At 59.3% G+C, this 15758-nt stretch carries 10 protein-coding genes and 3 pseudogenes; 1 reads left to right on the top strand and 12 read right to left on the bottom strand.

All coding sequences use genetic code 11. From position 1 onward, the window contains the following. Nucleotides 1-4: 4 nt before the first annotated feature. The 8 genes and pseudogenes from JN403_RS19195 to tssA form a co-directional block, all read right to left on the bottom strand. Complete coding sequence (locus tag JN403_RS19195) at nucleotides 5-1522, bottom strand: sigma 54-interacting transcriptional regulator (RefSeq protein WP_205483844.1); 1518 nt, start codon at nucleotides 1520-1522, stop codon at nucleotides 5-7. Between the two features lie 10 nt (nucleotides 1523-1532). Beyond that, nucleotides 1533-4180: pseudogene (gene tssH, locus JN403_RS19200) on the bottom strand (type VI secretion system ATPase TssH). Next, nucleotides 4180-5198, bottom strand: a pseudogene (tssG, locus tag JN403_RS19205) (type VI secretion system baseplate subunit TssG). Before tssG ends, tssH begins: the two co-directional pseudogenes overlap by 1 nt. Then, a complete protein-coding gene (tssF, locus tag JN403_RS19210) occupies nucleotides 5162-6949 on the bottom strand; it encodes a type VI secretion system baseplate subunit TssF (protein WP_205483847.1) in 1788 nt (595 codons plus the stop codon). Before tssF ends, tssG begins: the two are co-directional and overlap by 37 nt. A gap of 110 nt (nucleotides 6950-7059) precedes the next feature. Further along, on the bottom strand, nucleotides 7060-7479 hold the full coding sequence (gene tssE / locus JN403_RS19215) for a type VI secretion system baseplate subunit TssE (RefSeq protein WP_205483849.1): 420 nt from the start codon (nucleotides 7477-7479) through the stop codon (nucleotides 7060-7062). 13 nt (nucleotides 7480-7492) lie between these two features. Beyond that, nucleotides 7493-8968, bottom strand: coding sequence for a type VI secretion system contractile sheath large subunit (gene tssC, locus JN403_RS19220; RefSeq protein ID WP_205483851.1), 1476 nt, complete (start codon nucleotides 8966-8968; stop codon nucleotides 7493-7495). A gap of 26 nt (nucleotides 8969-8994) precedes the next feature. Continuing rightward, nucleotides 8995-9498, bottom strand: a complete 504-nt coding sequence (tssB, locus tag JN403_RS19225; RefSeq protein WP_205483853.1) for a type VI secretion system contractile sheath small subunit — start codon at nucleotides 9496-9498, stop codon at nucleotides 8995-8997. Nucleotides 9499-9529: 31 nt separating this feature from the next. Then, nucleotides 9530-11092: a type VI secretion system protein TssA gene (gene tssA, locus JN403_RS19230; protein ID WP_205483855.1), complete on the bottom strand. Its 1563-nt coding sequence runs from the start codon at nucleotides 11090-11092 to the stop codon at nucleotides 9530-9532. Between the two features lie 665 nt (nucleotides 11093-11757). Here tssA and JN403_RS19235 point away from each other — a divergent pair. Further along, complete coding sequence (locus JN403_RS19235; protein WP_122534661.1) at nucleotides 11758-12276, top strand: Hcp family type VI secretion system effector; 519 nt, start codon at nucleotides 11758-11760, stop codon at nucleotides 12274-12276. Nucleotides 12277-13034: 758 nt separating this feature from the next. On the opposite strand, the gene JN403_RS19240 is transcribed toward JN403_RS19235, so the two are convergent. The 4 genes and pseudogenes from JN403_RS19240 to JN403_RS19255 form a co-directional block, all read right to left on the bottom strand. After that, on the bottom strand, nucleotides 13035-13478 hold the full coding sequence (locus JN403_RS19240; RefSeq protein WP_172611802.1) for a hotdog fold thioesterase: 444 nt from the start codon (nucleotides 13476-13478) through the stop codon (nucleotides 13035-13037). A 76-nt stretch (nucleotides 13479-13554) separates the two neighbouring features. After that, the gene (sixA, locus tag JN403_RS19245) at nucleotides 13555-14013 is read right to left on the bottom strand and encodes a phosphohistidine phosphatase SixA (RefSeq protein ID WP_205483856.1); all 459 of its coding nucleotides are present in this window, start codon (nucleotides 14011-14013) and stop codon (nucleotides 13555-13557) included. Nucleotides 14014-14243: 230 nt separating this feature from the next. Continuing rightward, a pseudogene (locus JN403_RS25655) lies at nucleotides 14244-14543 on the bottom strand (DUF4389 domain-containing protein); the annotation flags it as partial. Nucleotides 14544-14562: 19 nt separating this feature from the next. After that, nucleotides 14563-15588, bottom strand: a complete 1026-nt coding sequence (locus JN403_RS19255; protein ID WP_205483860.1) for an NAD(P)H-dependent glycerol-3-phosphate dehydrogenase — start codon at nucleotides 15586-15588, stop codon at nucleotides 14563-14565. Between the last annotated feature and the right edge of the window lie 170 nt (nucleotides 15589-15758).

The following is a 15758-nucleotide window of genomic DNA, read 5'->3' on the forward strand; positions in this document are numbered from 1 at the left end:
TGTCTTACGCATTGACGTCACCCAGATTGATGTTGAGGCGCCCAAGGCGGTACAGCAGCGTGCGCCTGGGCAGGCCCAACTCACGCGCCGACAGGCTCTGATTGCCTTGGTTTTTGCGCAGGCAGTCGAGCAGCAAGGCGCGCTCGACCTGCTCAAGGCGTTCACGCAGGTCCAGGCGGGCGCGTTTAGGCACGACATCCGCGCGCAGGGTGAAATGCTCGGCAAGCAATTCGCCGCCTTCACACAGCAGAACGGCGCGCTCGACCAGCCCCTTGAGCTCGCGCACGTTGCCGGGAAAGGCATAACCGGACAAATGATCGAGTGCTGCGTCGGACCAGCACAGAGCGTCCCGTTGTAGGAATGCGCAGGCCCTGTCGGCAAAATGACGGGCCAGATCAACGATGTCATCGCCGCGCTGGCGCAGGGCGGGCAGCTCGATGGGGAATTGCGAGAGGCGGTAGTAGAGGTCCTCGCGAAACGTGCCTTCACTGACCATTACTGACAAATCCCGGTGGGTTGCTGCCAGGATGCGTACGTCTATTTTGTGCGTGTCGTTGGAGCCCAGTGGGCGGATCTCTCCCTCCTGAAGCACGCGCAAAAGCTTGGCCTGCAGCGACATCGGCATGTCGCCGACTTCATCGAGCAAGAGGGTGCCGCCGTTGGCTGCGTCGAAGAGCCCGGCGCGATTGCGCAGAGCCCCCGTGAATGCCCCCTTGCAATAGCCGAACAACTCGCTTTCCAGCAGGCTTTCGGGCAGCGCCGCGCAGTTCTGCACGATAAAGGGCTGGGAGCGGCGCGGACCATAGTCATGGATGGCACGGGCCACCACTTCCTTGCCGGTGCCCGTCTCCCCGCGCAGCAGAACGGTGTAGGGGCTGTGCAGGACTTTGCTGATCATCGAACAGGTCTGACGCATTGGCGCGCTTTTGCCGATCAATCCGTAGGCGCTGATGCTTGGCACGTTGACGCGCACCGGATGCGAATCATCGACGCGTCGTCTCAAGCGGTGGAGCAGGTGCAGTTGACTCAGCACGAACGCGCCCAGTCGGCCAAGGGAGTCGGCAAAGGCCTGTAGCTCAAGGTGTCGACTGCTTGCGCAAACGAGCAAGCCTTCGACCGTTTGTTGCTCATTGACGATGGGCACACACAGCAGCGACTGCCAGGGCGCCGCCCTGGTCGGCAGGAAGCTGGTTTCGTGGAGGCTGCCTGGCAAATCGGCAATGCACACAACGCGGTTCTGGCACAGCGCAAACTGCAGCAGTTGCTCGCCGTTGTAATCGGCTGGGAGGCTGTGTGCCCCACGGGGTTGCACGCTGCCCTCAAGACACTCGGCCGTCATGCCCAAACTCGTGTGTGTCGCGTCGAGCAGATAAAGCTGAGTCAGCTCGCACCCGCTCAACTCGGCAAGTCCGAGCGCAAGGCCGCCCAGCAGTGCAGCATCGTCTGCAGCACGTGCGAGGCGAGTGAACTGCTCCAGCAACACTTCGGCATAGGCCAGCGGCTGTGGCACCTGTAGGAACATGGCACCCATCTCAGGCAAACTCGCAGTTCACGGCGCCACCGTGATCAAGCGTTGCGTGCACCGATGTGAGACGTTGGCCTGCGGCCATGGCGTCGAGCAGCCGGTCAGCCACCTGCGGCAGAACGTGAAGCTCCAGCAAGTGGTCGATCAGACGTGCGCCGCTGTCGCCCTGGCTGCAGCGTTCAGCCAGTTGATCGACCAGCGCCTCGGAAAAGGTGAACGCCAACTGACGGCTGTTCAAACGCTCACCGAGACCTTTCAGTTTGATCTCGATCAGCTCACGCAGCACCGACCCGCTCACCGGGTAGTACGGGACGACGCGCATGCGTGCGAGCAACGCCGGTTTGAAATGCCGCGCGAGAACCGGATGGAGATGCTCCTCAAGCACCTGCGCAGAGGGACGCGCGCCGTCGGCGCAGAGGTGGCTGATCAGGTCGCTTCCAAGGTTCGAGGTCATCAGGATCAGCGTGTTGCGGAAGTTGATCTCCCGCCCTTCCCCGTCATTGGCCACGCCCTTGTCGAAGATTTGATAGAACAGGTTCAGAACGTCCGGGTCAGCCTTTTCGACTTCGTCGAGCAGGACCACGGAATACGGCCTCTGCCGCACCGCTTCGGTGAGCATGCCGCCCTCGCCATAACCGACATAACCCGGTGGCGCGCCAATCAGACGCGAGACGGTGTGCTTCTCCTGAAACTCGGACATGTTAATGGTGGTGATGAACCGCTGGCCGCCGTACAGCAAGTCGGCGAGGGCCAGCGCTGTCTCGGTCTTGCCGACCCCGCTCGGTCCGACCAACAGGAATACGCCGACCGGTGCGTCAGTTTTGTTCAGGCCGGCAGCAGTCGCGCGCATTGAACGATCAAGGGCGTGAACAGCCGGCTCCTGACCCCGGATGCGGGCGCCCAGGTCAGTGGCAAAGCTGGCGACCCTGGCGTTGTGTTCTCGCGCCAATTGCGCCAAGGGCACGCCGGTCCAGGCGCTGATCACTTCGGCAACAAGCCGAGGGCACACTTCAAAGCTCACCAGCCGCTCTGTGGCCTGGGCCTGAGTCAAAGCGCGGTGAGTCTCGTTGAGCTCGACTTGCAGGTCTCCGATACTTTGCGCTTGATCGATGGACCGGTTTTCGATCGCAGCACCTTCGGTACCTTCCTCAACGGTAACGTGCTGTTCAACCTTCGCCCGATCACGCGCTAGCGCCAGTCGCTGACGCAGGTCCAGCAGTTGCTCGGCCAACCCCTTCTGTTCGGACCAGAGAGCCTCGAGAGCATGGCTTTCTTCGTCCGCAGCGTGCAGACGGTCTTCCAGCGCATCCAGTGCGTGGAGATCAATGGGCAAACCGGCTTCTGCGTCGCGTCGCAGCGCATGACGCTGACGGCTGCTTTCAGCCCGTTCGCTGCGCAGACGCTCAAGACTTCGCGGCGCGGCAGCGAGGCTGATGCGAACGCGGGCGCACGCCGTGTCGAGCACATCAACGGCTTTGTCCGGCAACTGCCGGCCAGCCAGATAGCGCGCAGACAACTCGGCGGCGGCCACCACTGCATCGTCACGCAAATAGATGCCGTGACTTCGCTCGTAGACCTGCGCGAGGCCACGGAGAATAGTCACCGCTTCATCAACGGTCGGTTCGAGCAGCTGCACTGGCTGAAAGCGACGGGCGAGCGCCGGGTCTTTTTCAAAATACTTTTTGTACTCGGACCAGGTGGTTGCAGCAATGGTGCGCAGTTCACCGCGCGCCAGTGCCGGCTTGAGCAGATTGGCTGCATCGGAACCACCCGCCTCACCCCCGGCCCCGATCAGGGTGTGGGCCTCGTCGATGAACAAAATGATCGGCCTGGGCGACGCTTTGACCTCGTCGATCACTCCCTTTAGGCGACGCTCAAACTCCCTTTGACGCTGGCGCCGGCCTGCAGCAGGCCCATGTCCAGCGACAGCAGCTCAACGCCCTTTATTGCCTGGGGCACTTCACCGGCGGCAATGCGCGACGCCAGCCCCTCAACGATCGCCGTCTTCCCAACACCAGCCTCACCCACGACAATCGGGTTGTTTTTCCGCCGTCGAGCGAGAATATCCACCATTTGCCGAATGGCCTCGTCACGGCACAGCACCGGATCGAGTTTGCCGTCCCGCGCTTGTTGGGTGAGGTTATGGGTGAAGCGCGCCAGCAATGACTCGCCGGCCGCACCGTGTTTCCCCGAGTAGGAATGCTCCTTCTGCGATAAGGCGAAAGCTTTCAGTCGCTCGGTATTCAGCCGGGCGAGCAATGCCTGATACCGGCTGCCTGCGTAACGGTCGGGGTTGCGCAACAGCGCGAGCACCAGCGCCCCTTGATCGACCTGGGTCTGACTCAATTCAAGGCTGGCCACCAGCAACGCATCCTGCAACCACTGCACCAGTTCCGGCGCGAATACCGGGTTGCGTGACGCGCTGTTTTCCACCCGCATCTGCAGCGCCGCGCGGAATTCACCCGCGTCCACATCGGCATCCTGCAGCGCTCGAGAAAGCAGGCCCTCCGGGCGCTCCAGCAAGCACAGCAAAATATCTTCGACAAGGACCTTGCTGCCGCCGCGTCCCACACAGCGTTCAGCGGCGTGCTCCAGGTCGCGACGGCTTTCGGCGTCGAGGGCCTGAATAAGTTGTTGCAGGTTGACGTTACTCATTATCCGGCTGTCCTTATTGATTTGCTGGCCAGGGTCACCACGCCGTCCGCGCGTTCGCGGCCCAGCCAACTGGTCCATCCCAGTCGACACGCGTTCTGCTCCGCCAGGCGCAGTTCGCGAATTTCTTCCCGACGCAGCGCCAGGCGAACGTCGTAATCAAGCGGGTCACGCAGCGTGAATCGCACCAATGCGCACAGCGGTTGGTAACCCGCGCCGATCGGCAGGAACTCGTGAAAGCGCTGCCAGCCAAGCTCTCGAATGTGAATACGGAACTTGCCACTGCGGTCCCGAACTTGTTCGCCCAGCACCAGGTCCTCGCCTAGCCGGCTGTTGGCTTGGCCAAGACTGTTGCGCTGCTCTTCGAGAATTTCCACGCGACGCTCCATGCATTGCTCGATCGTCAACTCTGCATGTTTGAAGTAGTAACGCAGCACCGCCTCAATCAGCGCTGCCGAATGCGCGCGCAAGCTGAGCAAACCGAGGTACGGCAGCAGTCGCTTCCAGTTCAGCTCTCTTGCACTTCGAATTTCCTCGCTGCCCAGTCCGATCAACGCGAACAACTGCGACGAAAACGGATCGATCGCGCCGCTTTCAAAGCGCGCGCGGTAGCGATATTTTTCCAGATCGGCAGCATCAGCCGATGCAGGCGATGGTGAAACAGATCGAGAAACTGGCGAGTGGGATTGCCCGACTCGCTGTCACCCAGGGCTTGCTCGCTGTAGAACGCCGGCAAAGGTGATCCAGACCCGACAAGCCCCAGCAGGTTGAAGCGCAAGCGCGCACGCATCAGCCCGGACTCTTCAAAAAACTCCACACGGTCAACATCACTGCCCGGAAAGCCCAGGCTCGGGTTGGCCTGGAATTCCAGCTGGTCGTACAAGTCGTCATCGTTAAGATGCGGCTGTGCAGTGCGCAGTCGCTCAATGACCAGCAAAACGGCCTGAAACAGCGAGTATTCGCGTATGCCTTGGGTCAGCCCGCTCAAAGCAGGGGCTGCAGGCCCATACGGGGTGTCCATTGGTACACCTCTCCCTGTGTGCTTTTTACGCGCAGTTCGTGATACGAATTGAGGCTGGCGTAAAGCGCGAAAAACTCGTTGAGAACGGAGGCGAACACGAACACATCGCCCTCCCCGATATAGCCCTGAGGATCGATGGTCAGTTCGGTGCGCAACCCGCGTACCGGCAACCCTCTGTGCAGCCGGTCGACATGCTGATGCCGGATCGACTTGAGTCCGCCCAGCAGGCGCTCACTGACCTTTGCGGCATGCGGGTCGTAATAGCGCGGCAGGTCGTATGTTTCGAGGATCACCTTCAACGCGTTGACATCGGCAAGGGACAGGTAGTTGAGCGACATGTTGCTGATCAACTTCCAGAGGAAGTCCTGATTCAGCGGCGGCGCATAACTCGGTGTGGCCGGGGTGATGTTGCGGAAGGTCAGAAATTCCGGCGTCTGTTCGCAGGCAATGCAGATGTCACCCAGCTTGAGCTTGCGCGGCAAATTCTGGTTGGTGCACATCATCTCGATCGACAGCGTTTCTGATGCTTCAGTGGGACGGATGCCAAAGCTCAGGTAGGTGTCGAGGCCATCGTGAAGCGATGACGAACGCTGGCGAATGCTGTAATGGGGTTGGCGGTCAGGCACATCGAAACTAGGGTCATGTTCGAACGATTCGAACGGCACGTACGTCTCGTAACCCAAGCCGCCGGGCTTCCAGCCGATCACGGATTCGACCGAAAACACGCCGCAGTTTTCCGGGGCGTAGAGCGCCGGCATCAGCAGGTACTCGTCCTGTTTGCCATCATGGCGGATAGGCGTGGCATCGTGATTGAACAGGTTCACGATCGGCGTGCAATGCAGCTTCACGTTGTCCAGCGTGGGACGCAGTCGCTGGACGTCGCTTTTGCGAATGTCGAAACGCAATTCAAGGCCGCGCACTTGCTTGAGCGTGTCTTCTGGCAATGCGGCAAGAAGGTCGAGGCCGGTCACGTCGACGAACAGGAACTTGTCCTGAAAGGCGAAGTACTCCTGCAAATAGCGATAACCGCGGAAGGTATTCAGCGGATACGGAATCAGCGCTTCGTCCTCGGCAAAACCCACGGGCTGGATACGATCGCCAGGCATTCTGAACGCCATGGGCGTGCCGTTGACGCCGTGCAGGGGGTTGCCGTCCGAGTCCAGCGGTACCAGCTCGACACACTCCAGATTCCGCAGCAGGCTTAGATAGAGCATCTGGCTTATGTAGCGCTCGCCAGCAAAATGCAGCCGCAACCGGCTCAACTCCAACTCGCCGAAATGGCCTTCGCCATTTACTTCCAGACGCAAGCTCAACAGCGAGCCGTCCCCCTTGACCGAATACGTCAGCGCAACCAGACCCAGCGCCTGGACGTCGGTTGGGTAGCAGGTACGGAAGCGACACTGCACGCCATCGATCGGCACACTGTCCACCGGCGTATTGCGCTCGACCCTCAGCGCAGGCGCGGCCAGCTTCAACGGGTCAAACTGGAGAATGCTGAAGGCCGGCAGCGGTTGCATGTAGTTGGGCCAGAGAAGCTGCATCAGCGAATGAGTGAGCTCAGGCAGCTCGTCATCGAGTTTCTGGCGCAGGCGTCCGGTCAGAAAGGCAAAACCTTCCAGCAACCGCTCCACGTCCGGATCCCGACCGGCCTGCCCCAGAAAGGGCGCCAATGCCGGACTACGCTCGGAGAATCGACGACCTAACTGGCGAAGCGCGGTGAGTTCGCTTTGGTAGTAGTGATTAAAGGACATGGTATTACCTTCGAGCGGAGCTGTTTGATTCAAGGGTGAGCGTTGCGGAAAACTGCCTGCTGGCGCCTTATGACGTCAGGTGCAACCACGAGCGGCGGGTTTTCCCGACATCAGGTTTTCCTGTGATTGACCTGTACCTGACCGCCACCCTCCAGGCGTGCGGCGAAAGTGACCTGACGCTTGAAGCCCTGAACCTGCAGCAGCCCTTCGATACGGAAGGCGAGCCGAAGCTGATCGCCGGCATGGGGCAGTGCGATGACCTGGACACGACTCAGGCGTGGCTCGTAGGTTTCGATGAAGACTTCAATGGCGAGCCGCGCCTTCGTTAAAGCGTCATGAAGGCTCAAGCGCATGTCATTGAGATCCGGCAACCCGTAGTCGGAAAGCGTCTGAACACTGCCCGCCCGCGTACTGAGCATCTTGGCCAGATGGGCGGCCACCGAAGCCGTGGCAGAGTCTTCGGGGCTCCAGCCGACGCGCTTGCCTGCGTCGCCACCCAGGCGTTCGAAAAGGGTGCCGTATCCAGTCATGGGTTCAATCCCTTCACTCTTTGTCCAGCTTGCCCACCAGCGACAGGGTGAAATCGGCGCCCATGTACTTGAAGTGCGGGCGCACGTTAAGGCTGACGCGGTACCAGCCGGGCTCGCCCTCCACATCACTGACGATGATCTGCGCGGCACGCAGCGGACGACGACCACGGACTTCTGCGCTCGGGTTTTCCTGGTCTGCCACGTACTGGCGAATCCACTTGTTCAATTCCAGTTCGAGGTCGGTGCGTTCTTTCCACGAACCCAACTGCTCGCGTTGCAGGACTTTCAAATAGTGAGCAAGACGGTTAACGATCATCATGTACGGCAGTTGTGTGCCGAGCTTGTAGTTCAGCTCCGCCGCCTTGCCTTCTGCGCTCGTGCCAAAAAACTTCGGCTTTTGTACCGAGCTGGCGGAGAAGAACGCCGCATTGTCTGAGCCCTTGCGCATGGTGAGCGAGATGAACCCCTCCTCCGCCAACTCGTATTCACGACGATCGCTCACCAATACTTCGGTAGGGATCTTGGTTTCGATTTCACCCATGCTCTCGAAGTGGTGCAGAGGCAGGTCTTCGACCGCGCCACCGCTCTGCGGGCCGATGATGTTCGGGCACCAGCGGAACTTGGCGAAGCTGTCGGTCAGCTTGGTACCGAAAGCGTACGCCGTGTTGCCCCACAGATAGTGCTCATGGCTGGTGGCAACGGTTTCCTTGTAGACGAACGACTTGACCGGGTTCTCTTCCGGGTCGTACGGATTGCGCAGCAGGAAACGCGGCACCGTCAGACCAACGTAACGGGCGTCTTCCGACTGGCGGAAACTCTGCCATTTGGCGAACTGCGGGCCTTCGAAGTGATCCTTCAGATCTTTCAGGTCTGGCAGGCCCGTGAAGCTTTCCAGGCCAAAGAACCTGGGGCCAGCAGCGGCAATGAACGGCGCATGAGACATGCAGGCAACGCTGGAGACGTACTGCATCAGCTTCACGTCTGGCGAGCTCGGGGACATGAAGTAGTTGGCGATGATCGCCCCTACCGGCTGCCCACCGAACTGACCGTACTCGGCGGTGTAGATATGCTTGTAGAGCCCGGCCTGCATGACTTCGGGTGAATCTTCGAAATCTTCCAGCAAGTCCTCTTTGGAAACGTTGAGGATTTCGATCTTGATGTTCTCGCGGAAGTCGGTCCGTTCTACCAGCAACTGCAGTCCACGCCAGGACGACTCCAGAGACTGGAAGGCCGGGTGGTGCAGAATCTCATCCATCTGGCGGCCGAGCTTGGCGTCGATCTCGGCAATCATGCGGTCAACCATTGCCTTCTTGACCGGCTCACCCGCGTTTTGCGGTTTGAGCAGCTCTTCGATAAACGCCGACACGCCGCGCTTGGCGATGCCATAGGCATCCTCATCTCGAGGCAGACGGGTTTCGGCGATGATGCTGTCGAGAATGCTGAGCTCGCCGGACGCTCTGCTCTGCTGCTGCGATGGTGTCGTACTCATGATATTGGCTCCTTGGCGGGATGGACTCAGGTGTCCTGGGCGGCGGCATTCAAACCGAGCTCGCCGAGCACGCGACCGCGGGACTCGTCATCGGCGAGGACGCTTTCGATGGCTTTGCGAAAAGCGGGCGCGTTACCCAACGGTCCTTTGAGCGCCACCAGGGCGTCGCGCAGTTCCATGAGTTTTTTCAGTTCGGGTACCTGGTCCACCAGCGAGGCGGGATTGAAGTCCTTCATCGATTTGACGTGCAGTTGCACCGCCAACTCTTCATTGCCTTCACCCTCTTGCAGACGGTTCGGCACGCTCAGCGTGAGGCTCAGAGCCTGCTTGGCCAGCACCTCGTCAAACGTCATCTTGTCGATGCTGATGGGCTTGCGCTCTTCAACTTTCCGCTCGTCTTTACGCAGGGTGTAATCACCGATGGCGAGCAGCTTCAGCGGCAGCTCGATCTCTTCCTGCGCACCACCCGTCGCGGGCTTGAACGTGACATTGATACGTTCTTTGGGCGCTACCGATCCTTCTTTGGCCATGGCCGTTCTCCTGTTATTAAGGCTCTGAGGCCTATTCAAGTAAGACTTCGAGGTCTAGGTGGCACAGCCTGCGATACACCTCTTCCTTGCGCTGCCGGGCTCCGTGATCCTGAGGCAGCAACTCGAAACAGCTGTGCAAGAGATGCAACACTTCCAGCGCAAGCTCAGGCTCCCAGGCATCGATGCCTGAGTCCTGCAGGGTTTTGTCGAGGGTTTCGAGTTGGGTCTTGGCGAGTTCGTATTTCCTGGCGGTGAAGCACAGCTGGGCAAGAGCTAACTGCCAAAAAAATCGTGCGCGACCGCCTTGGGCGCTGTGCATGCCTTGCTTGAGAAATTGCACCCCCGCTCTGAGGCCATCCTTGCGCAATACCGACGACGCGTTTTCCAGGGCAAACTCCCAAACAGGTTGCGTGTCAGCCATTTCTACTTTGCGGGGCGTGCTGGCGGCCTGCAGGCGAGGCATCACGCTAGCGGTGATCCAGGCCCGGGTTGCCTGATCCGCAAAAGGCGCGCCGTCGTGAAAACGCAGTTCGATGACACCCGGTAATCGTTGAATCAACTGAGCAAAGTGAAGTTCTACCTCTCGCATTGCTGTCTCAGCGCTCATCTCTTGCAGGCACTCCCAGACCATTCGCTGGCCATCGAACCAGAATGGTGCCTTTGCCAGGCTCGCCTCCAGCTCAAGGAGCAAATCGGCGTAGCTGCCCTGATCAAATTTGTCCTGATAGCCCTTGAGCTTGTCTGCGGGAAGTCCACGAAGCGCAGTGATTTGGTCTAAGTTGCGCTCTGGCAGCGTCTCGATTGGTAACCAAAGCATTGTGCGATTGAGGCGCAACGCGCGCAGGTCGCAAGGTTTCTGACTGAGCCACCAGGCACACAACGCACGCGCGCTCTCCTGCTGGAGACGCAGGGACTTGTGGGCGTCTCTCTCATCGCTGATCACTGCCGATGGAGCGAATAACTGGGTAGCAGCCTGCTTGACCTGCTGTACAGCCGCGCCAACGGCCCCTGCCCCGGCGTTCGGCAGATTGTCGGTCGCCCGCTGGGCCATGTTCTTCAAGCGGCGGGAGATCGGCAGGAGCAAGGGCGCGTCATCGCCCATGTGCTGTGTAAATACCGCATCAAGGTCTTCAAGAATTTCAACGAGGCGACTGAATAGCAGTGATTGCTCATCGACCGAAACGTTATCGTTGAGCACCTGCTCAATACGGGGAATCAGCCAACCCATGGCTGCGGAACGCGTGCGGGCTTTGGCGGGATGAACTTCGGCCCAATGATGCACGCAAAGATGGTGAAGAAGTTCAAGTCCTGCCAACAGCCCATGAAACGACTCACGCTGATATAAGGCCCAGGCAAGCCATGCCCCAACGCGCAGATCTTTGGACAGGTTGCGGAGCAGGTTTTCACATTGATCGCGCACTTTCAGCCAGTCGAGCTGACCTTGTACATGCATGGATTGAGCTTTATTCAGCTCGCTTTCCAGCGCTTCGTATTCATTTGAAAATCGAACGTCTTCGCCCGCAAAGCTCCCGACGGAAATAGGGGCGTGAGCAACTTCAAGATAATGAGCGCAGAGCTGGCTTGAATAGGACATGCATAATCTTCGATATAAAACCCCGTCAATGCAGCGAATAAAGCTGCTGATGTAACGGAATTATTTTAGAAACTGCTGCCGGGTTGATATGTAACAAAACGTCTACCCTTCTGAGGCCGCAGATAATACTCAGCATGTTTATCACTATCAAGCCAACCATAAACGCGATAATTCCATATGCTCCGTAGGAAATTTCCACAAACCTCACAATTATCGTTGAGTTCCAGCGATCCGGCTTCCTGATCACTAACGCGTAAAGCTAGATATAAGAGTAGTCAAAGAGAGTTCCACGCTGCCACACACAGCACCTAACGAAGGCTGCTGAACTTCAAAAGGTCTTGGCGCCACAGCAATTGCGGAATAGCATCCAGCCATTATGCGCAATAAGTTGCGCACTCTCGATCTCATAAAACGGCAAATAATGCTCCCCGGCCTTGTCGGACGGGCCTTTGCTGCGAGTGCGCAAGAAGTTGCGCACTACTGCGCAACTTCTTGCGCACATTACCGCTACTAGCCTGGCTTCATGACGACCTGACCATTAAATTTCACAGCAAGCATTTGATTTATATGTGATTTCTGAAATTGGCACGAAGTTTGGAATACCTCATACACCCAAAGCGAATACGCTCTTGGGTATTTCTATTTATGAGGCAAGGAGCATCTCCATGGCGACACCAGCATATATGTCCATCACGGGCACCAAGCAGGGTCTGATCACCGCAGGCGCCTTTACTGCTGACTCGGTCGGCAACACTTACCAGGAAGGTCACGAAGACCAGGTCATGGTGCAAGGGTTCCAGCATGAAATGATCATTCCCCGCGACCCGCAATCCGGCCAGCCAACCGGTCAGCGTGTGCACAAGCCGGTCAAGATCACTAAGGTGTTCGACAAGTCTTCACCCCTGTTACTGGCAGCTTTGACATCGGGCGAACGTCTGACCGAAATTACCATCCAGTGGTATCGCACTTCCGCAGCGGGTACACAGGAGCATTACTACACCACCAAACTTGAAGACGCGATTATCGTCGACATCAAAGATTACATGCATAACTGCCAGGACCCGTCGAACTCGCACTTCACTCATCTGGAAGACGTAGAGTTCACCTATCGTAAAATCACTTGGACCCATGAAGTGTGTGGCACCTCGGGTTCCGATGACTGGCGCTCTCCGGTTGCTGGCTAACTTCAGCTGACATCCTCAAGACCTTGGCCGACCCTGCCGGCCGAGGTCTTGACCATAAAGGCCAACTTAACTTTCTGACGTTTGTCTCAAGGTGATGAAATCCATCACACGGCAGTAAGGATGGATGTTCGAGCCGGCCAATCCGGCTAAAGACGACCAAAGTGCTGCTCCCTATCTGGCCCCTTCTACGTCGGGTCCCCTCACTCGACGACGCTCCGCGGGACCAAGTCGCGACTGTCGTCGTCCGAATTTTTTATGTACGAATATCAAGAGGCACTGCAAACGGCATTCGCGGGCAAGCGCGCGCCCAAAGGGAGGGGTCCGATCAGCAAAACTGTGGCGCCCTGGCTGATCTCTTCCCGGCTAAAGCCGGTCCTACTAAGAAATCGCATGCATCCAGCGGGATGGGCGCCGACTGTAGGACCGGCTTTAGCCGGGAAGCCGTTGATCTGCCCTTGATCTTGATCTTCATACGCAGGAAGTCCAGACACCGCCAATCGCGACTTGGGTGCAGGCTGAACGCAGGTTTTGCGGAGTGGGCCGAGCCGCATGGATGCGGCGAGAGCGCCGTCAGGACATGGATGTCCGTTCGGCGCGGGCCCACGGAGCGAGGCCGGAGTGAAGGAACCCGACGAAGTCGGGCCCAACCAGGAGCAGGCACCCTTGGCTGCTCTTTAAAACAGAGAGGGGGTGCTTTTTCCAAGTAACTCGCCCAAGGCGAAACAGTCTGCCCCTAGGCAGACGCTCTTGATCTTCGCTCAACGACCGGGCGGCTGCTCCCCATGAGGCACCACCGCCACCGTCAACCGGGAAATACAACACGCCTTGCCATCTTCTGTCGTCAGCCGGATATCCCAGACATGGGTCGTACGCCCGATGTGCACCGGGTGCGCCACCGCCGTCACCCGCCCACTGCGCACCCCGCGCAAATGGTTCGCGTTGACCTCGATCCCCACACAGAAAAACCGCTCAGTATCGATCACCAGATAACTGGCGGTAGAACCCACCGTCTCCGCCAGCACCACCGAGGCGCCGCCATGCAACAAACCATAGGGCTGATGAGTTCGCTCATCCACCGCCATACTCGCCGTCAGCGACTGATCGTCGACGGCTTCAAATCGAATATCCAGCACCTCACCGATGGTGTTCTTCTGCTTCGCATTAAGCGCATCAAGGTCTGGAGGGCTACGCCATACACTCATGGTTCTTCCTTGCTATTTGAGGGTTTGCACTGCATCTCACACCACAGCGGGGAACGCAGTAACGCTCGCCGCTTAATCATTCAACGTGCCGAACATCCACCAGTTGCATCGCGCCTGCAAGGGGCAGATCTGCCTCAAGATAAGCAAGACTGGCGGTGTGCATCGGTTGCGCCTGCTGCAAAGAGCCATGCACCGCCAGCCCGATCAACGTGCCCACCAAAGGTTGATGACTGACCAGCAAAACATTCTCGGCACTGAACGCATCCAGCTGCTCCAGTACCTTGTGCGGATTGCCGTCCGGCGTCAGCCACGGCACGGTCACGATGGCATCGGTGAGCCCGAGGGCCTGACGGACCAGTTCGGCGGTCTGCTGGGCACGCACATACGGGCTGGCGATGATCCGCTGCAACGGCTGACCCATGAGATGAGCGGCACTGCGCAAGACCTCTTCGCGGCCCTTGGCGGTCAGCTCGCGCTCGGCGTCCATACGCGCCTGAGGTTCCGCCTCGCCGTGGCGCAGAATCCAGACCTTCACGGTTTCGGCTCCTCACCCGGCGTGGACGGCGGCGTAACCGGCGCAGAGGGCGGTACGTCGGCAACCTCGTGCGACGTGTGGGTAACCACCGACGGCGGCTCGAAGACCGCTGATGTGGTTTCGGAAACCGGTGGCGTCGCAGCAGGTACCGGCTGCGGAGTAACAGGCGCCGGTGGCGGCGTGGCTGCAGCGGGTTGCGGAGCAGAAGGCGCCGGTTCCGGCTTATCAACCACAACATGCGGCGCCTCGCCCTCCGGTGCACGCGGCGTTGGCCAATCGGCAAAAGGCCATGGCTTCTGATCGGTGTGGAAGGTGCCAAAGCGGCCGATCTGCGCCAGGTACTGACTCAGGCTGTCACCGAACGACATCACGCTGAGGCTCGGCGCGCCGTTGAACAGGCGGTAAACCAGCTGCACCAGGACCGCAACGCCCAGCACGACCTCCGCCACCTGCCAGACCAGCACAAACAGCAGCATCCACAGGATGCGCAGCAGGATTGGTTCGTGTTGCTTGAGTTTTGATTCGTTCAAGAGCTTCTCCATGTGGGGGTCAGTTGAAACCACTGGTTGAGATGAAATCGACGTCGGTCTTGGGCTCGGCGCGCATCAACAGCTCGATGACCTGCTCCAGCGTACGGCCCTCGAACAGAATCGCGTGGAGCCCGGCCACCAGCGGCATGTAAACCTGCAGTTCCTGCGCCTTGGTCTTGAGCACCTTGAGCGTATTGACGCCCTCCGCGACCTCGCCCAGCCGGGTAACCGCTTCGTCCAGGCTCAAGCCCTGGCCCAGGGCAAAGCCGACCTGGTAGTTACGGCTCTTCGGCGAGGAACAGGTGACGATCAGATCGCCGACCCCGGCCAGCCCGAGGAAGGTCATCGGATTGGCACCCTGACTGACCGCAAACCGGGTCATTTCCGCCAGCGCCCGAGTAATCAGCATGCTCTTGGTGTTCTCGCCCATGTTCAGCGCCACTGCCATGCCGGCGATGATGGCGTAGACGTTTTTCAGCGCACCGCCCAGCTCCACACCAAAACGGTCGGCGCTGGCGTACACGCGGAAGGTGCGGCCGTGCAGCGCGGCCTGAACCTGTTGACAGAGGTCTTCATCTTCGCTGGCGACGACCGTAGCGGTCAGGGCGTGTTCGGCGATTTCGCGGGCCAGGTTGGGGCCGGACAGCACGCCGATTCGCGCGGCAGGTGCGATGTCCTGGAGGATCTCGCTCATGAGCTTGAAGGTGTCGGCCTCGATGCCCTTGGTCAGGCTGACCAGCATCTTGCCGGTGAGCAGATCGACATGCGGCGTCAATACGCCACGCAGCGCACTGGACGGCAGCGCGACGAAGACCAGTTGACTGCCCTGCAAGGTAGCGTGCAGATCAGTGACCGGCTCGACGCCTTCGAGCACCTTGATACCCTTGAGGTAGCGCGGGTTCTCGCGATTGGCGCGGATCGCCTCGGCCTGCTCCGGATCGCGCATCCACTGCGTCACCCGATGACCGTTGCCGGCCAACAGATTGGCCACTGCGGTCCCGAAGCTGCCGCCGCCAAGGACCGCTATTGGTTGCTGCTGGGTCATAAAACAATCCATTCAGGGCCATCACATCTGGCGATGCGGGCATTATACGGAGCGTCAGGCTCGCGGCCAGCGGCAAAAGTTGCCCCCACGAACTTATAGCCGATCCCCCACTCTTGCCGAGGAAAATGCCCACAGCTCAGTTAAGATGCGCACCCGAAATGAAAATTCCT

Origin of the sequence: Pseudomonas sp. 15A4, from assembly GCF_016925575.1 — a bacterium.
In the GTDB taxonomy this organism is placed as follows: domain Bacteria; phylum Pseudomonadota; class Gammaproteobacteria; order Pseudomonadales; family Pseudomonadaceae; genus Aquipseudomonas.

Bases quoted from the DNA above. Each gene is read 5' to 3' on its own strand.
- JN403_RS19195 (WP_205483844.1), bottom strand. From the start codon at position 1,522: ATGTTCCTACAGGTGCCACAGCCGCTGGCCTATGCCGAAGTGTTGCTG.
- tssF (WP_205483847.1), bottom strand. From the start codon at position 6,949: ATGTCCTTTAATCACTACTACCAAAGCGAACTCACCGCGCTTCGCCAG.
- tssE (WP_205483849.1), bottom strand. From the start codon at position 7,479: ATGACTGGATACGGCACCCTTTTCGAACGCCTGGGTGGCGACGCAGGC.
- tssC (WP_205483851.1), bottom strand. From the start codon at position 8,968: ATGAGTACGACACCATCGCAGCAGCAGAGCAGAGCGTCCGGCGAGCTC.
- tssB (WP_205483853.1), bottom strand. From the start codon at position 9,498: ATGGCCAAAGAAGGATCGGTAGCGCCCAAAGAACGTATCAATGTCACG.
- tssA (WP_205483855.1), bottom strand. From the start codon at position 11,092: ATGTCCTATTCAAGCCAGCTCTGCGCTCATTATCTTGAAGTTGCTCAC.
- JN403_RS19235 (WP_122534661.1), top strand. From the start codon at position 11,758: ATGGCGACACCAGCATATATGTCCATCACGGGCACCAAGCAGGGTCTG.
- JN403_RS19240 (WP_172611802.1), bottom strand. From the start codon at position 13,478: ATGAGTGTATGGCGTAGCCCTCCAGACCTTGATGCGCTTAATGCGAAG.
- JN403_RS19255 (WP_205483860.1), bottom strand. From the start codon at position 15,588: ATGACCCAGCAGCAACCAATAGCGGTCCTTGGCGGCGGCAGCTTCGGG.